Genomic DNA, 14,870 nt, shown 5'->3' on the forward strand with positions numbered 1-14,870 from the left:
AGCCACGTATCGCCGAGCGACTGGGGCTTTGGAGGTATCCGTCGCGCCGATGGAGGTTTATAAACCAGCGAGCGATTCCGCGCCAGACACTTATAAACGAACTCGATCAAAGACTCGCACGTAATGCGCGCGTTCTTCGCCGTCGACCTCCCGGACGCGCTGGCCGACCCGCTCGCGGCGGTCCAAGACGACCTCGACGACGCCGAAGGGCTGCGGGTCACCGACCCGACGCAGGCGCACGTGACGCTGAAGTTCCTCGGCGAGGTCGACTCCGAGAGCGACCCCGACGACGACCGCCCCGCCCTCAACGACGTGATCGCGGCCGGCGAGCGCGCGGTCGAGTCGGCCTCGGTCGAGGGCGCTTCCGTCGCGCCCTTCGACTGCGAGGTCGCGGGGCTCGGCGTCTTCCCCGACCTCGACTACGTCTCCGTCGTCTGGGCGGGGGTCGACGAGGGGACCGCGGCGCTGACCGCGCTCCACGAGGCGCTCGAACGGGAGACGACCGCGATCGGCGTCGACCCGGAGGAGCACGCGTTCACCCCGCACGTCACACTCGCGCGGATGGACGACGCCCGCGGGAAGGGGCTGGTTCAGCGCGTCGTCCGCGGTCGCGACCCGCGGTTCGGGCGGTTCACGGTCGACGACGTGCGGCTCGTGGAGTCGACGCTGACGCCAGACGGTCCGGAGTACGAGACGATCGAGACGTTCTCGTTGGACTGAGTTTTTTTACTAACAACCCGTTCTGGCGCGGAGCGCACCGCCACTGTCCGGGTCACTCTCTTATAAATTGACTCTGATTGATCGACGGCGAACACCTCCAAAGCCCCAGCCGGGGGGACTCGATGCGCTCGCTGTGCTCCTCGGTCGCTCACTTCGTTCGCTCCCTGCGGTGCTTGCGTCGCGCGTCTTCGTCCTCCCGGCTGCCCCTTTGAGTCCCGCCCCCCACAGCCCCGCGCCTCACGCCTCCCCAGCCTCGCGGTTCGCGCTCTCCGAGCGCTCACCGCGTCCCTCGCGCGTGCTCCTCGCGGCCTCCGCTTTCGCTCCGGCCGCTCGGAGGCACGCGCCACCGCGACCGCCCCGCAAATCGTCAGTCGTCGTTACTCGCGTCGTCGCCCGTCGGCTCCACGATTTCGCCCTCACCCGCGTACTCGACGCGAACCCGGGTGACCCGCGTCGCGGTCGCGTCCGTGACCGCGAGCGTGACGTCGTCGAGTTCGACGCGGTCGCCCTCCTCGGGGACGCGCCCGAGCCGCTGGGTGATCAGCCCCGCGACCGTCTCGGCGCCGTCGCTCGGCAGCGCGAGGCCGAGCGTCTCGTTGAGGTGCGCGACCGTGGTCCAGCCGTGGACCACCGCGGCGTCGGGGCCGAGCACGTCGACGTGGTCGTGCTCCCACCGCCCGACCAGCTCGCCGACGACCTCCTCGATCACGTCCTCCAGGGTGACGAGCCCGACGACCGCGCCGAACTCGTCGACGACGACCGCCAGCCGGAGGCCGTCGGCGCGCATCGTCGCGAACAGCTCGTCGAGCGGCTGCGTCTCCGGGACGAACGTCGGCTCGCGCAGCACACTCGCGAGGTCCTCGCCGGCCTCGTCCGCGCGGATCGCGTCGCGCACGTCGACGGTCCCGACCACGTCGTCGCGGTTCTCGCCGTAGACGGGCATCCGGGTGACGCCCTCGCTCGCGGCCGTCGAGAGGACGTCCGCGGGGGTCGCGGTGTCCGGGATCGCCACCATGTCGGTGCGCGGGACCATCACCGACGAGACGCGGGTCGACCCGAGGTCGAGGACGCCGCGGATCATCGCGCTCTCGTCGGCGTCGAGCGCCCCCGCGGCCTCCCCGGAGAGCACGAGCGTCGCGATCTCCTCCCGCGTGAGGTACGACTCGATGTCGGATTCGCCGCCCGTGAACCGGTTGACGATCCCCGAGAGCGCCTCGAAGACGTACAGCACGGGCCGGATGATCCGCTGGACGGCCGCGACCGGCCGCGAGACGCGCAGCGCGTGCTTCTCGGCGTTCGCCACCGCGTACGACTTCGGCGCGATCTCGCCGAAGACGATGATGAACACGGAGGTGATCGCGGTCGAGGCCGTGGCCGCCTGGCCGCCGGAGAAGCCGAACCGCACGAACACCGCGGTCGCGACCGAGGCGGCCGCGATGTTGGCGACGTTGTTGCTCACGAGGGCCGTGACGAGGAAGCGGTGCGAGTCCTCCCGCAGCGCCGAGAGCGCCCGCGCGCCCGGCACGTCGGCGGCGAGCAGCGAGTCGATCCGGTGCGTCGGCACGGAGAAGACGGCCAGCTCCGAGCTGGAGAAGAAGGCGCTGATCCCCGTCAACACGAGGATGGCGGCCACCCCGGCGAACGCGATCGTGATGTCCATGCGTCTCCCTGCGTCCGGATATCAAAGGGAGTACCGGAGCGGCGGCGTCGGACGGACGCGTCCGCCGGTCGCGAGTCGCCGTCGACCGCGATCCGGGTGACCACGAACGAGCCGCTTCCACCGGAAATGAAGGGGTGAAATACGCACGGACGCGGATCGCCGCGGACGGCAAAACGGCGCGATGAGGAAAGCGTTAACCTCGCGCCGCCGGTGGATCCGGACATGAAGGTACTCGTGACCGACCCCATCGCGGACCCGGGGTTGGACCGACTCCGAGACGCCGGCCACGAGGTCGAAACGGACTACGAGGTCGAGGGGGAGGCCCTCCTCGACGCCGTGAGCGACGCGAACGCGCTCATCGTCCGCTCCGGGACCGAGGTCACCGAGGCCGTCTTCGAGGCCGCCCCCGACCTCGTCATCGTCGGCCGCGCCGGCATCGGCGTCGACAACATCGACATCGAGGCCGCCACCGACCACGGCGTCATCGTCGCCAACGCGCCCGAGGGGAACGTCCGGGCCGCCGCCGAGCACACCGTCGCGATGACGTTCGCCGTCGCGCGCTCGATCCCGCAGGCGCACGGCCGCCTCCTCGGCGGCGAGTGGGCCAAGGGCGAGTTCCTCGGCACCGAGGTGAACAACAAGACGCTCACCATCGTCGGGCTCGGCCGCGTCGGCCAGGAGGTCGCCAAGCGGCTCGACTCGCTCGGGATGGACCTCGTCGTCTACGACCCGTACATCTCCGAGGAGCGCGCCGACCGGCTCGGCGCCGAGCTCGTGGAGGACCTCCACGAGGCGCTCGCCCGTGGCGACTTCGCGACGGTGCACACCCCGCTCCTCCCCGAGACCGAGGGAATGATCGGGGAAGACGAGCTGGCGCAGCTGGAGGGCGGCTACCTCATCAACTGCGCGCGCGGCGGCATCGTCGACGAGGACGCGCTCGCGGCGGCGGTCGACGACGGCGTCCTCGCGGGCGCCGCGCTCGACTCCTTCGCCGAGGAGCCGCTCCCGGGGGACTCGCCGCTGCTCGACGTCGAGGAGATCGTCTTGACCCCGCACCTCGGCGCCTCGACAGAGGCCGCACAGGAGAACGTCGCCGTCGACACCGCGGAGGCCGTGCTCGCGGCGTTCAACGACGAACCGGTGCTCACCGCGCTCAACGCCCCCTCCGTCGACGAGACCGCGTTCCCGCGGATCAAGCCGTACATCGCCGTCGCGGAGACCGCCGGGAAGGTCGCCGCGCAGCTGCTCGACGGCCGCATCACCGAGGTGGAGGCGACCTACGAGGGCGACATCGCCGAGGAGGACGTCGACCTCGTCACCGCGAGCGCGCTGAAGGGCGTCTTCGAGCCGCTGGAGTGGCAGGTGAACTCGGTGAACGCGCCGCGGCTCGCCGAGGAGCGCGGCATCGACGTCACCGAGTCGAAGACCCGCCAGACGGAGGACTTCCAGAGCCTCGTGCGCGTCGCCGTCCGCAACGGCGACGACGCCATCGCGGTCGAGGGGACCCTGTTCGCCGGCGAGGACCCGCGGATCGTCCGGATCGACGGGTTCCGCGTCGACGCGGTCCCGTACGGCCACATGCTGGTCGCGCGCAACACCGACGAGCCGGGCGTCATCGGGCTCATCGGCACCGTCCTCGGCGACCACGACGTCAACATCGCCGGGATGTACAACGCCCGCGAGACGCAGGGCGGCGAGGCGCTCACCGTCTACAACCTCGATCAGGACGTGCCCGACGAGGCCATCGAGGCGCTGCTCGACGACGACCGGATCGTCGAGGTCACGGAGATCACGCTGGACGAGGCGGACGAGCGGAAGGCGGAGTAATCAGTAGTCGACGACCGGGACGAACGAGTCGAAGTCCTCGATGTTCCGGGTCGCGACAGTCATTCCTTCGGCCTCGGCGACCCCGGCGATAAGCAGATCCGCGGTGGCCGCGTCGACGGCTCGCCTCGTGTGTTCGTCGGAGCGGTACAGTTCCGCCTCGAACTCGCTCGCCGCCAAGGCGTGTTCGCTCGTGATCGCAACTATCTCGAGCCAGTCGAACGCCGCCGAGAGTTCCGCCGGATCGAACGCGTCGTTCAGCCGCCACCCGACTGCGACCTCCTTGTAGTTCATCGCCGTCGTCGCGAACTCATCGTTTTCGTGCGCTTCGAGGAATCGCCGAACGTCGTCAGCTCCGTTAAGATAATCGATGAGAAATGTGGTGTCGAGCAGGTACCGGGTCACGCCGATCCTCCGTTTCCGGTCCTCGTGCGGTCGTCACCCGTTCGGTCGTCGCCGCCGTCGACTCCGTCGGCATCGGCGTCCTCGCCGAACCGATCGATCGCTTCGGCCTGCCTCTCGACACCCGACTCGTTGAGCCGCTCCCGACTCGCCCCGGCGGCCTCGCGGAGTGCGTCGGCGTCGGCCGTCGACAGCGACCCGAACCCCTCTCGCCAGTCACCCTCGCTCTCGTCGATCAGCCGATCGATGAGGTCGGTGAAGCTCTCGTCGTCACGCTTCCGGGCACGGAGCCGGTCGTACACCTCCTCTCGAACGCCGATTGTCTTGGTCCCCATCTCATATTTGTGTATGTGTTTGTGTATATAAATACTGGGCAAGCGGTCTGCGTCGACTCCCGGCTTCAGCCGTGCAGGTGGTCGAGCACCGCGTCCACGTCGTTCGGGACGGGCTCGGGGTCGCCGCCGGCCTCGTAGGCGGCCTCGGGGTCCTTCAGGAGATGGCCGGTCGTCAGGCAGACGACGCGCTCGTCGTCGTCGACGACGCCCGAGCGCCGGAGCTTCTTGAGGCCGGCGAGGCTCGCCGCGGAGGCGGGCTCGACGCCGACGCCCTCGGCGGCGAGGTGGCGCTGCGCGGCGGTGATCATCGAGTCGCTGACGGCGACGGCGGTGCCACCGGTGTTGCGGATCCCCGGGAGCGCCTTCGGCGCGTTGACCGGGTTGCCGATGCGGATGGCCGTCGCGCGCGTCTCGACCTCTTCCCACCGGCGGATCTCGTCGTTCCCCTCCTCGACCGCCTCGACCATCGGCGCGGCGCCCTCCGCCTGGACCCCGGTGAGCTTGGGGACCTCGTCGACGTCGAGCGCGCCGGCCTGGACGAGCTCGCGGAACCCCTTGTACAGCGCCGAGGTGTTGCCCGCGTTGCCGACGGGGAGGACGATCCGGTCCGGGAACGCCCCGTAGTCGGCGTAGAACTCCTCCAGGATCTCGAAGCCGATCGTCTTCTGTCCCTCCAGGCGGAACGGGTTCAGGGAGTTGAGCAGGTACGCCTCGCCCCGGGCGGCCAGCTCCTGGACGATGTCGAGGCAGGCGTCGAAGTTGCCGTCGACCTCCAGGATGCGGGCGCCGTGGAGGCTCGCCTGCGCGACCTTCCCCGCGGCGACCTTCCCCTGCGGGAGGAGCACGAGCGTCTGCATGTCGCCCCGGCCGCCGTAGGCGGCGAGCGCGGCGGAGGTGTTCCCGGTGGAGGCGCACGCGAGCGCGCCGACGCCGAGCTCCTTCGCGACCCGGACGCCGACGGTCATCCCGCGGTCCTTGAAGGATCCGGTGGGGTTCATCCCCTCGTGTTTGACCCGGAGCGCGTCGACCCCCACCGCCTCCTCGATCCGCGGGACGCGGTGGAGCGGGGTGTCGCCCTCGGGGAGCGTGACGCCGAGGTCGAACGGGAGCGCCTCGCGGTAGCGCCAGACGCCGCGGTCGGGGCCGTCGGAGGACGCCCCGGACCCGAACTCGTCGAACGTCGGCGGGTCGGCGTAGCGCACCTCCAGCAGCCCGTCGCACGCGTCGCAGGTGTACCGGACGTCGTCGAAGGGGGCGAACGTCTCGTCGCACTCGATGCAGGCGAGCCACGTCCCGTCGGCGGCGCAGCCGGGCGCCGCCGGGGCCGGGGCGTCGATGGCGAGGTCCATTACGTCGTGGTCCGTGCCGCCGCGGCTTAAGACGGGCGGTCGGGACGGACGTTGCCGTGCGCCCGACCCGAGGCGAACCGGTTCGGGGCGCGGCCGGCGAGCCGAGGGGCCGCGGCTCCGAGCCTCAGTCGACGATGATCTCGGAGCTCCCGTCGGACTCGTCGGTGCCGGACCCGAGCCGGTCCTGGTAGCGCCGGATCCAGTCGGCGAAGCAGTCGGGGCAGAGCCGCTGGGTGTCGATGTTCGCCCGGTCGACGCTCAGCCGGACGGTCCGCGAGAGCGCGTCCGTCGTCGGCTCGCCGCAGTCGTCGCACGGCTCGGTCGTCGGCGCGTTGCTCATACCGATCGGTCGCGGGGACGGCTCTTAAAAGTACGTCGGCGGTCGTCGCCCCCCTCGTCCCGCCGGCCTCACACCGTCCGGAAGGCGCGGTCGCCGGCGTCGCCGAGGCCGGGGACGATGAACCCGTCGTCGTCGAGGCGGTCGTCGATGGCGACCGTCAGGAGGTCGGCCTCGGGCACCTGCTCGCTCACGCGGACGAGCCCGTCGGGCGCGGAGACCGCGGAGAGGACGAACAGGTCCTCGAAGCCGTCGGCCTCGTCGAGGACGTGACCGAGCACCGCGCACATCGTCGAGCCGGTCGCGAGCATCGGGTCGGCGACGATGACGGTGTCGTCGGGACCGATCTCGGGCAGCTTCACGTAGTCGATGGTGATCGGGAACTCGCCGTCGGTCATCCCGGCCTCCTCGTCGCGGCCGGCGGAGATGACGCCCTGCTTCGCCCGCGGGAACGCCTTCAGGAGCCCCTCCACGAACGGGGTCGCGGCCCGGAGGACGTTGATGATCACCACGTCGTCGAGCCCCCTCACGCGCTCGCCGGTCGTCTCCTCTAAGGGGGTCTCGACCGGGACGTACTCCGTCTCCATCGCCCCGTCGATGATCTCGTAGCCGCAGATGCGGCCGAGCTTCACGAGCCCCTTCCGGAAGGCGACCTGCTCGGTCTCGACGTCCCGGAGCCGCGAGAGGGTGTCCTTCGCCAGCGCGTGCGTGATGAGGTGCGCGTCGTCCCGGTCTTCGATCGTCATTACCGGGAGAGGGACCGCGTTCGGCTTAAAACGTGGCGACCCTCGTCCGCCGGCGCGTTCGCGGCTGTCGACCCGTTCGCGGTCGTCGCCTCGGCGCCCGGTCCGGCGCGCTCCGGTCGGCTCACCGCAGCACCGCGGCGTACGTCACCCCGAAGATGATCAGCGTGAGCGTCGCGACGTTCACCGCGTTCAGCGCGGTCACCCCGAGCCGGTCGAGCCCCCAGACGACGGTCCAGCCGAACCACGCGGACAGGACCGCGTTCAACAGGAGGATCAGCCGCGGGTCCCCCTTCGAGTCCTCGACGCCCTCGCGGATCCCCTTCGGCTCCTCGCTCATACGAATCCACGCGGGAGACCGGCACTTAGCTCTTTGTCCGTGGGGCTCGTAGGGACCCCATGCGCGTCGAGGTCCACGTTCACAACCGCCACGGCGACAGGGTGGACCCGGTCCCGTTCCTCGTCACCGTCGGGATCGCGTTCACCTTCGCGCTGTCGTACGGCCCGATCTACGGCCTCTCGTACGGGCTCACGCTCCCGACGTCGCTGGCGCTGTCGACGCTGGCGTTCGCGGTCGCGACCGCGGTCGCCTACCAGCAGCTCGTCCGCTGCGCCCCGCCGCTCGACGCCGGCCCGCTCCCGCCGGGGCCGCGCGTCGAGCGCCTGCTGTACGCCGGGATGGGCCTCGGCGTCCTGATCGTCGCGCTCACCGTGCCGCTGCTGTGATCCGGTCTCGCCCGCCGTCTCCGACGACCTCGACGGCCGATCGCGCCTGTGCGTCTGGCTCACACAGCACCGGGGGAATAAGATGGCCGAACTCCTATGAACGTTCATGGGGATCTTCGACACGGTGACGGACGTGATGGAGGGATCGACGCAGCGAGCGCCCGGAAACGCCGGCGACGACGGCTCGGAGGGGTCGTACTGGTGCGACGACTGCGGCGTGCGCGTCCGGGACGTCGACGTCGACGACGAGGGGCTCGACCTCGACGCCGACGGCGCGCCGATCTGTCCCGACTGCGGCGAGTCGATGCGGTTCGAGCGCGCGAGCGGCACCGGCTGCGCCTGCTGAGACCGGCTTCCGCGCCCCGGCGTCCGACCGGCTCTTCTACGGCTCCCGGAGCGCCAGCTCCTCGCCCTGTTCGGTCGGGAACGGGAGCTCTCCCCCGCCGATCGCGTCGCCATCCGCCCCGACGCCCGCCCACTCCTCGTCGGTGACGAGCGCGTCGTCGAGGCGCTCGCGGATCGCCGCCTCGTCGATCCCGGTGCCGATGACGACGTACTCGGTCAGCCGGTCGCCGTGCTCGTCGTCCCAGTCGAGGTTCGGGCGGTTCGAGCGCAGCATGTCGCGCTCGACCTCGGGGAGGCTCGCGATCCAGGGCCCGAGCGCCTCGACGCGCACCGACGCGCCGGCCTGCCCGACCTGCTGGCGCTGGTCGGTGCCCGCGACCCACAGCGTCCCCTTCGAGCGGACGACCTCGGGGGGGAGGTCGCGCAGGACGGCGGCGATCCGGTCCGGGTGGAACGGTCGCCGCCGGCGGTAGGTGAAGGAGGTGACGCCGTACACCTCGTCCGGGTGCCGGTGGGCGTGTTCCCCGTGCTCCCCGCCGTCGCCCCCTCCCTCTCCGTCGGCGTCGCCCGCGTGACCGTGCCCCTCGTGGTCCTCCGCCAGTGCGCGTTTCCACCCTGGCAGGTCGCCGAGCGCACCCGCGTCGAACAGCCCGACGTCAAGGACGGCGTCGGGGTCGACCGCGGAGAACTCCGTGACGACCGTCTCCGCGTCGGGCTGGAGCGCGCCCACGAGCCCGATCGCCTCGTCCATCTCCGCGTCGGTACAGAGGTCCGCCTTGTTACACACCACCAAGTTCGACACCTCGACCTGCTCGACGAGGAGGTCAGAGAGCGGCCGGGCCGCCTCGTCGTCGTCCGGGTCGACTCGCCGTTCGGGGGTCTCGTCGCCGGCGAAGGCGTCGAGGAACCGCCGCGTGTCGATCACGGTCACCAGCGCGTCGACCCGGTAGCGGGCCGCCGCGCGCGACTTGGTGGTGAACAGCCGCGCGACCGGCGCGGGCTCGGAGATGCCCGACGACTCGACGACCAGGTTGTCGAAGGAGCGCTCGTTCGCGAGCCGCACCACGGCGGTCTCCAGGTCGTCCTGGAGCTCGCAGCAGATACAGCCGTTGGACAGCTCCGTGACGCCCTCCACGTCGACCTCGGACTCCTCGGCGATCAGCTCGGCGTCGACGTTGACGTCGCCCATGTCGTTGACCAGCACCGCGATGTCGCGCTCGCCGGCGTTCCGCAGGAGGTGGTTCAACAGCGTCGTCTTCCCCGCCCCGAGGCTCCCCGAGAGCACGGTCACCGGAATCCGATCGTCGTCCATGACGTTCGATGCGCGTGCCGGCCCCTTCAACGTCGCGGCGGCGGAACCGTCTCCCGTCGCTCGCCCTCCGTCGCCCGTCCCCCGTCGCCCGCCCTCAGCCGCCTCTCCTCGTTGCCGCCACCGCCCGTATCGGGCGCGCTCGCCGCCCGTGTCGCCGGTCGTCGCGTCTCCGCTTCGTCGGAAGCCGACACGTTGATACGTCGCGCCCGCGCACCGCCGACCATGCTCCCGTACGTGTCGGTGGTGGGAATCGTGGCGATCACGATGACCGTCCTGATGGTCGTCTCGATGCTGTACCTCGTCTGGGGCGCCCTCGACGGCGACGCGCACACGCCGAGCCCCGACGCGGACGAGCAGCCGGAGCTCGGCGACGGCGACGAGACCGCCGACGCGGACGAACCGCAGGGCGAGCTGACCGCCGACGGCAACTCGGCCTGACCGCCGACGGCAACTCGGCCTGACCGCCGACGGCAACTCGGCCTGACCGCCGACGCTAACTCGGCCCGACCGCGGGCCGAGGTCTCGATCCGGTCCGACCGTCGAACTCTCCGTGCTCGACCCGGAATTACCCCGAACGCTCCGCGCTCGGCTCCCGACCGCCGCCGAGCCTCGGACGCCCGACCGCGACAGCTTTTAACACGCCCCGACCGTCACGACCGATAATGACAGTCGCAGACCGGATCGAAACGTTCCGAGCCGCGCTCGAGGAGTGGCTCCGCGGCCTGTATCACGGCATGTTCACGCACCCGGCCTACGAGAAGATCGAGAAGGAGGCTGAGGACGTGGAAGACGAGTTCATGCTGGCGTGCTTCCCGGACGCGTTCGGTATCCCCTCGCCGGTCTCGTACTACACCGCCGAGCTGCTCCCCTACCTCGAAGACGAGTTCGAGGCGTGGGAGCGACGGCTGTGGGACCGCGAGAGCCTCATGGAACGAAAGGGCCAGCAGTACCACTTCTGATGGAGCAGTTCGTCTTCTTCGGCGGGAAGGGCGGGGTCGGGAAGACCACCGTCTCCTGCGCGTACGCCTACCGCTGCGCGAACGCCGGGCTGCGGACGCTCGTCGTCTCGACCGACCCCGCGCACTCGGTGTCGGACGTGTTCGACCAGCGGTTCGGCGACGACCCCGAGCCGGTCGACGGCGTCGAGGGGCTCGACGCGTTGGAGCTCGACCCCGAAGACGAGATGCAGCGCCACCTCCAGGAGATCCGCGAGGGGCTCTCGGAACAGGTGTCGGCGGCGATGGTCTCTGAGATCAACCGGCAGCTGGAGATGTCGCACGGCACGCCGGGCGCGTACGAGTCCGCCCTCTTCGACGCGTTCGTCGACGTGATGCGCGAGGAGAGCGACCCGTACGACCGGGTCGTCTTCGACACCGCGCCGACCGGGTCGACGCTGCGGCTGCTCGGGCTCCCCGAGTTCCTCGGCGACTGGATCGACCGGCTCCTCTACAAGCGCAAGCAGTCGATCGACCTGTTCGAGAAGGCCGCGATCGGCGACATGGAGCCGCGGCGTCTGATGGACGGCGACCCCGTGTTAGAGCGCCTCCAGCGCCGCAAGGAGTTCTTCGAGTTCGCGGGCGACACGATGCGGAACGACGCCGCCTTCTTCCTCGTGTTGAACCCCGACCAGCTGTCCGTCAACGAGACGGGCCGGGCGATCGAGGGGTTCACCGAGCGGGACCTGCGGGTCCGCGGGCTCGTGGCGAACAAGCTCACCCCGTCGCCCGAGGAGCACGAGGAGGGCCGCGGGGCCGCCTACCTCCGCGACAAGGTCGCGACCGAGCGCGAGCGGCTCGATCAGGTCCGCGAGGAGTTCGACCCGCCGCTGGTCGCCGAGATCGAATCCCGAACGCGAGAGGTCCGGGGCGACGTGCTCTCGGAGGTCGCGGCCGCGCTCGACGTCGAGACGGGGCAGCCCGTGAGCGCGCGCGAGTAGGCCGAAAGCGCGCGAACGGTCCGGGCGAGCGCGCGCGAGTAAGAACAACCGATTGGGACGCGAAATCAAGTTTCAAATCGGAGAAAGTAATTCCCGTACGGCTCTCAGTCGGACGATTCGCTCGGTACCGCCGCGTAACTATCACGGTCGAAGCCAATATTTAATACGCTCTTTCCGAACCGAATTCACGAGGCAGGGGAACTCATGACAAACGTAATATGGATAATGGTCGCTGTCCTCGGAACGTTCACCGTCGGCTATATGGGGTACTCGCGGTACCTCTCGCGGTTCGTCGAACTCGATGACGAGCGCGAGACGCCGGCGCACAAGTACGAGGACGGACAGGAGTACGTACCGTCGAAGAAGCCGGTACTACTGGGGCATCACTTCTCGAGTATCGCGGGCGGCGCGCCGATCGTCGGCCCGATCACCGCGGGCGCCATCTGGGGATGGGTCCCGGCGATGCTGTGGATCGCGATCGGGAACCCGCTGATGGGCGCGGTCCACGACTTCATCTCGCTGTCGAGCTCGATCCGCCACGAGGGGCGCTCGATCGGGTACATCGTGGGCCAGTACGTCGGGGAGCGAGGGAAGAACCTGCTGCTGTGGTTCGCGTTCCTCACCATCATCCTCGTCGTCGCGGTGTTCGCGCTGGTCGTCGGGATCGTGTTCAACGCGTTCCCGCAGGTGACGACCGCGAGCTTCGTGTACGTGCTGCTCGCGCTCGCGTTCGGGGTGTACCTCTACCAGCTCAACGGGCCGTTCGTCCCGGGGACGATCCTGTTCGTCGCCGGCGTCTTCGCCGGCGTCTGGGTCGGCATCCAGTACCCGTTCGCGCTGTTCGAGCTCGCCGAGGGGAGCCACCCCGCGGGGACGTTCGTGCTGTTCAGCGGGAGCACGGGGAGCTGGGTCCCCGGCGCGGCGGCGCTCGGCGGTAACGCCGCCGGCTGGGTCCCGATCGTGATGCTGTACGCCGGCATCGCGAGCGCGCTCCCGGTGTGGGTGCTCCTCCAGCCCCGCGACTACCTCTCGTCGTTCCTGCTGTACAGCGGGGTCGGCGGGGGCGTGCTGGCGATCATCGTCGGGACCGTCTTCGCCACGTCGAGCCAGCCGCTCGTCATCGACTCCTCGATCGGCGTCTTCGAGGGGTTCTGGGGGATCGAGGCCGCGGGGCTGTTCCCGCTGTTCCCGTTACTCTTCATCACCATCGCCTGCGGGACGATCAGCGGGTTCCACTCGCTCGTCTCCTCGGGCACTACCTCGAAGCAGCTCAACAAGGAGAGCGACGCCCGCCTGATCGGCTACGGCGGGATGCTCGGCGAGGGGCTGCTCGGCGCCCTCGCGCTGTCGACGCTCGCGGTCGCCGGCTTCGCCGGTGACGCCGCGGCCGGCGGCATCGGCGGCGCGCTGCCGAACTTCGCGACCGGCGGCGGGATCATCCTCACCAGCTTCGGGATCCCGGAGGCGATCGGGAGCGTCTTCATGGCGCTCGTCCTGGTGAGCTTCCTGCTCACCTCCACCGACACCGCGGTCCGCCTGGGTCGGTACATGATGGAGGAGATCGTTGGCATGGACGACGGGATGACCGTCTCCGGGCTCTCCGGCGGCATCGGCGCGGCCGCTCGCGGACGGTACACGAACCCGGTCATCCAGATCGGCATCGCGTACGTCCTCGTCATCTCCGGCCAGTGGCAGACGCTCTGGGGGCTGTTCGGCGGCGCGAACCAGCTGCTCGCGGCGCTCGCGCTGCTGACGGCGACCGTGTGGCTCGCCAACTGGGACGAGTCCAAGCAGCTCGTCTCCACCGGCGTCCCGATGGCGATCATGGTGACGATCACCGTCCTGGGGCTGACGTGGGTCGCGCTGTACAACAACCTCTACGTCAACCTCATCCAGGGCGGCGCCGGGACGCTCGGCGCCCAGCTGTCGTCCGCGGCGCAGATGGTGCTCGGCATCGCGCTGATCTACATCGCGCTGTCGCTCGTCCGGATCGGCGTCGGGAACCTCCGGTCCGTGCGGAGCGGCGAGGCGCCCGCGGCCGAACCGAGCGACGACTGACGGCGGCGCCGCTTCGCGGCACCGTTTCGCTTTTCGAACCCGTTTTCGCGTCCGACTAGCGCCAGAACCGCTTCGCGAACTTGGAGAAGATCCCGTCGTCCGGCTTCTCGACCGGCTCCCACAGCCGAAGCGCCTCGGCGCTGCTCGCGGCCTCGCTGGCGACGAGCCGCTCCTCGTCGGGCGCGACGACGACGAGGTTCACCTCGTAGTGGCCGTAGTAGCCGAACTTCAGCAGCGTCCGGTCCCGGAACCCGTCGACGAACTCGGCGACCGACTCCGGGATCCGATCGGCGACGAGCACGACCGTGACGTCGGTGCCGTAGTGCTGCTCGTTCCCCTCCACCCGCTCGTCGGCGACGTCGTGAGCGAACGCCACGAGCCGCTCTAACTCGCCGACCGTCGGGTTCCCGACGCGCCGGGCGAAGAGGTACTCCATCACGTCGTGGTCCGCGTAGCTCAGGGCGGGATGGAGGAACTGCTTCTGGTTGCGCATCCGCATCTCCGCGGTCAGGTCGAACCGCTCCCCGTCGACGACGACGTCGGCGTCGAGGTCGTAGCTGTACATCAGCCGGTCGGAGACCCGGTCGAGGTACTCGTCGTCGTAGTCCGGGACCGCCTCGCGGATCTCGGCCGGCAGCTCCTCGGGGTCGCGGCGGTCGTCGCCGCCGGCCGCGTCACTCATCGTCGGGATCGTACGCGACCGCGTCGTCGTCTGCGGGCGGCGCGCCGACCGCCAGTACGGTCACGGGGCCGTCGGCGTCGGCCGCGTTGTACGCGCGCTGCGGGCTCTCGGGGTCGACGACGAACAGGTCGTCCGCGGGCACCTCGTACGTCCCCTCCGGCGTCTCCACCGAGAGCGTCCCGTCGAGGACGTAGAACGCCTCCTGCTGGGTCTCGTGGTAGTGGTACGCGAGCGGGAGCTGCTCGCCCGGCTCGGCGCGGAACCGGTTGATCGCGGCGGCGTCGAGCCCGCCCGGCTCGGAGAGCTTCCGGCACTCGCAGGGGCGGTCGGGCTTCGGCTCCACCGAGTCCGTGTCGACGACGCGGTATCCCATGGGAACCAATTCCACGGAGCGATTGAAAAGGTCGTCGGGCCGAGTCGGGTCGGCGTCGCCCGGTTCCG

Annotated in this window: 18 protein-coding genes; 8 read left to right on the forward strand and 10 right to left on the reverse strand. The window is 70.1% G+C overall.

Translation table 11 applies throughout. From position 1 onward, the window contains the following. Positions 1-123 precede the first annotated feature (123 nt). The gene (gene thpR, locus NO900_RS17160) at positions 124-720 is read left to right on the forward strand and encodes an RNA 2',3'-cyclic phosphodiesterase (RefSeq protein ID WP_256410154.1); all 597 of its coding nucleotides are present in this window, start codon (positions 124-126) and stop codon (positions 718-720) included. Positions 721-1,087: 367 nt separating this feature from the next. On the opposite strand, the gene NO900_RS17165 is transcribed toward thpR, so the two are convergent. Beyond that, positions 1,088-2,380, reverse strand: coding sequence for a hemolysin family protein (locus tag NO900_RS17165; protein WP_256410155.1), 1,293 nt, complete (start codon positions 2,378-2,380; stop codon positions 1,088-1,090). Between the two features lie 222 nt (positions 2,381-2,602). Between NO900_RS17165 and serA the strand changes: the two genes are divergently transcribed. Further along, on the forward strand, positions 2,603-4,207 hold the full coding sequence (gene serA, locus NO900_RS17170) for a phosphoglycerate dehydrogenase (protein ID WP_256410156.1): 1,605 nt from the start codon (positions 2,603-2,605) through the stop codon (positions 4,205-4,207). Here serA and NO900_RS17175 read toward each other — a convergent pair whose 3' ends face one another. From NO900_RS17175 to NO900_RS17200, 6 genes are all read right to left on the reverse strand, one after another. Then, entirely contained in the window at positions 4,208-4,609 is a 402-nt protein-coding gene (locus NO900_RS17175; protein WP_256410157.1) for a type II toxin-antitoxin system VapC family toxin, read from the reverse strand. Next, positions 4,606-4,908 (reverse strand): antitoxin VapB family protein, encoded by a 303-nt coding sequence (locus NO900_RS17180; RefSeq protein ID WP_425492681.1) that lies wholly within the window; start codon positions 4,906-4,908, stop codon positions 4,606-4,608. Before NO900_RS17180 ends, NO900_RS17175 begins: the two co-directional genes overlap by 4 nt. A gap of 98 nt (positions 4,909-5,006) precedes the next feature. After that, positions 5,007-6,290 carry a threonine synthase gene (gene thrC, locus NO900_RS17185; protein ID WP_256410159.1) on the reverse strand — a complete coding sequence of 428 codons (1,284 nt, stop codon included), beginning with the start codon at positions 6,288-6,290 and terminating at the stop codon, positions 5,007-5,009. Positions 6,291-6,414: 124 nt separating this feature from the next. Further along, complete coding sequence (locus NO900_RS17190; RefSeq protein WP_256410160.1) at positions 6,415-6,630, reverse strand: DUF7569 family protein; 216 nt, start codon at positions 6,628-6,630, stop codon at positions 6,415-6,417. Between the two features lie 68 nt (positions 6,631-6,698). After that, positions 6,699-7,373, reverse strand: coding sequence for a uracil phosphoribosyltransferase (gene upp, locus NO900_RS17195; protein ID WP_092564257.1), 675 nt, complete (start codon positions 7,371-7,373; stop codon positions 6,699-6,701). A gap of 121 nt (positions 7,374-7,494) precedes the next feature. Further along, the gene (locus NO900_RS17200) at positions 7,495-7,710 is read right to left on the reverse strand and encodes a DUF8107 family protein (protein WP_256410161.1); all 216 of its coding nucleotides are present in this window, start codon (positions 7,708-7,710) and stop codon (positions 7,495-7,497) included. Positions 7,711-7,769: 59 nt separating this feature from the next. Here NO900_RS17200 and NO900_RS17205 point away from each other — a divergent pair, with 59 nt between their 5' ends. Further along, complete coding sequence (locus NO900_RS17205) at positions 7,770-8,096, forward strand: hypothetical protein (RefSeq protein ID WP_256410162.1); 327 nt, start codon at positions 7,770-7,772, stop codon at positions 8,094-8,096. A 106-nt stretch (positions 8,097-8,202) separates the two neighbouring features. Next, positions 8,203-8,442 (forward strand): hypothetical protein, encoded by a 240-nt coding sequence (locus NO900_RS17210; RefSeq protein ID WP_092564266.1) that lies wholly within the window; start codon positions 8,203-8,205, stop codon positions 8,440-8,442. Between the two features lie 36 nt (positions 8,443-8,478). Here the strand turns inward: NO900_RS17210 and NO900_RS17215 are convergent, their stop codons facing one another. Next, positions 8,479-9,753 carry a CobW family GTP-binding protein gene (locus tag NO900_RS17215; RefSeq protein ID WP_256410163.1) on the reverse strand — a complete coding sequence of 425 codons (1,275 nt, stop codon included), beginning with the start codon at positions 9,751-9,753 and terminating at the stop codon, positions 8,479-8,481. Between the two features lie 222 nt (positions 9,754-9,975). On the opposite strand from NO900_RS17215, the gene NO900_RS17220 reads away from it, so the two are divergent. The 4 genes from NO900_RS17220 (at position 9,976) to NO900_RS17235 (ending at position 13,747) form a co-directional block, all read left to right on the forward strand. Further along, the gene (locus NO900_RS17220) at positions 9,976-10,191 is read left to right on the forward strand and encodes a hypothetical protein (protein ID WP_256410164.1); all 216 of its coding nucleotides are present in this window, start codon (positions 9,976-9,978) and stop codon (positions 10,189-10,191) included. A gap of 224 nt (positions 10,192-10,415) precedes the next feature. Continuing rightward, positions 10,416-10,712, forward strand: coding sequence for a DUF7990 family protein (locus NO900_RS17225; protein ID WP_092564277.1), 297 nt, complete (start codon positions 10,416-10,418; stop codon positions 10,710-10,712). Further along, positions 10,712-11,689, forward strand: a complete 978-nt coding sequence (locus NO900_RS17230) for an ArsA family ATPase (protein ID WP_256410165.1) — start codon at positions 10,712-10,714, stop codon at positions 11,687-11,689. Before NO900_RS17225 ends, NO900_RS17230 begins: the two co-directional genes overlap by 1 nt. Positions 11,690-11,893: 204 nt before the next feature. Next, positions 11,894-13,747 carry a carbon starvation CstA family protein gene (locus NO900_RS17235; protein ID WP_256410166.1) on the forward strand — a complete coding sequence of 618 codons (1,854 nt, stop codon included), beginning with the start codon at positions 11,894-11,896 and terminating at the stop codon, positions 13,745-13,747. A gap of 55 nt (positions 13,748-13,802) precedes the next feature. On the opposite strand, the gene NO900_RS17240 is transcribed toward NO900_RS17235, so the two are convergent. Continuing rightward, entirely contained in the window at positions 13,803-14,429 is a 627-nt protein-coding gene (locus NO900_RS17240; protein ID WP_256410167.1) for a DUF8052 family protein, read from the reverse strand. Further along, positions 14,422-14,802 carry a cupin domain-containing protein gene (locus tag NO900_RS17245; RefSeq protein WP_256410168.1) on the reverse strand — a complete coding sequence of 127 codons (381 nt, stop codon included), beginning with the start codon at positions 14,800-14,802 and terminating at the stop codon, positions 14,422-14,424. The genes NO900_RS17240 and NO900_RS17245 overlap by 8 nt, the downstream gene beginning before the upstream one ends. Positions 14,803-14,870: the final 68 nt, after the last annotated feature.

Source organism: Halorubrum rutilum, assembly GCF_024494565.1.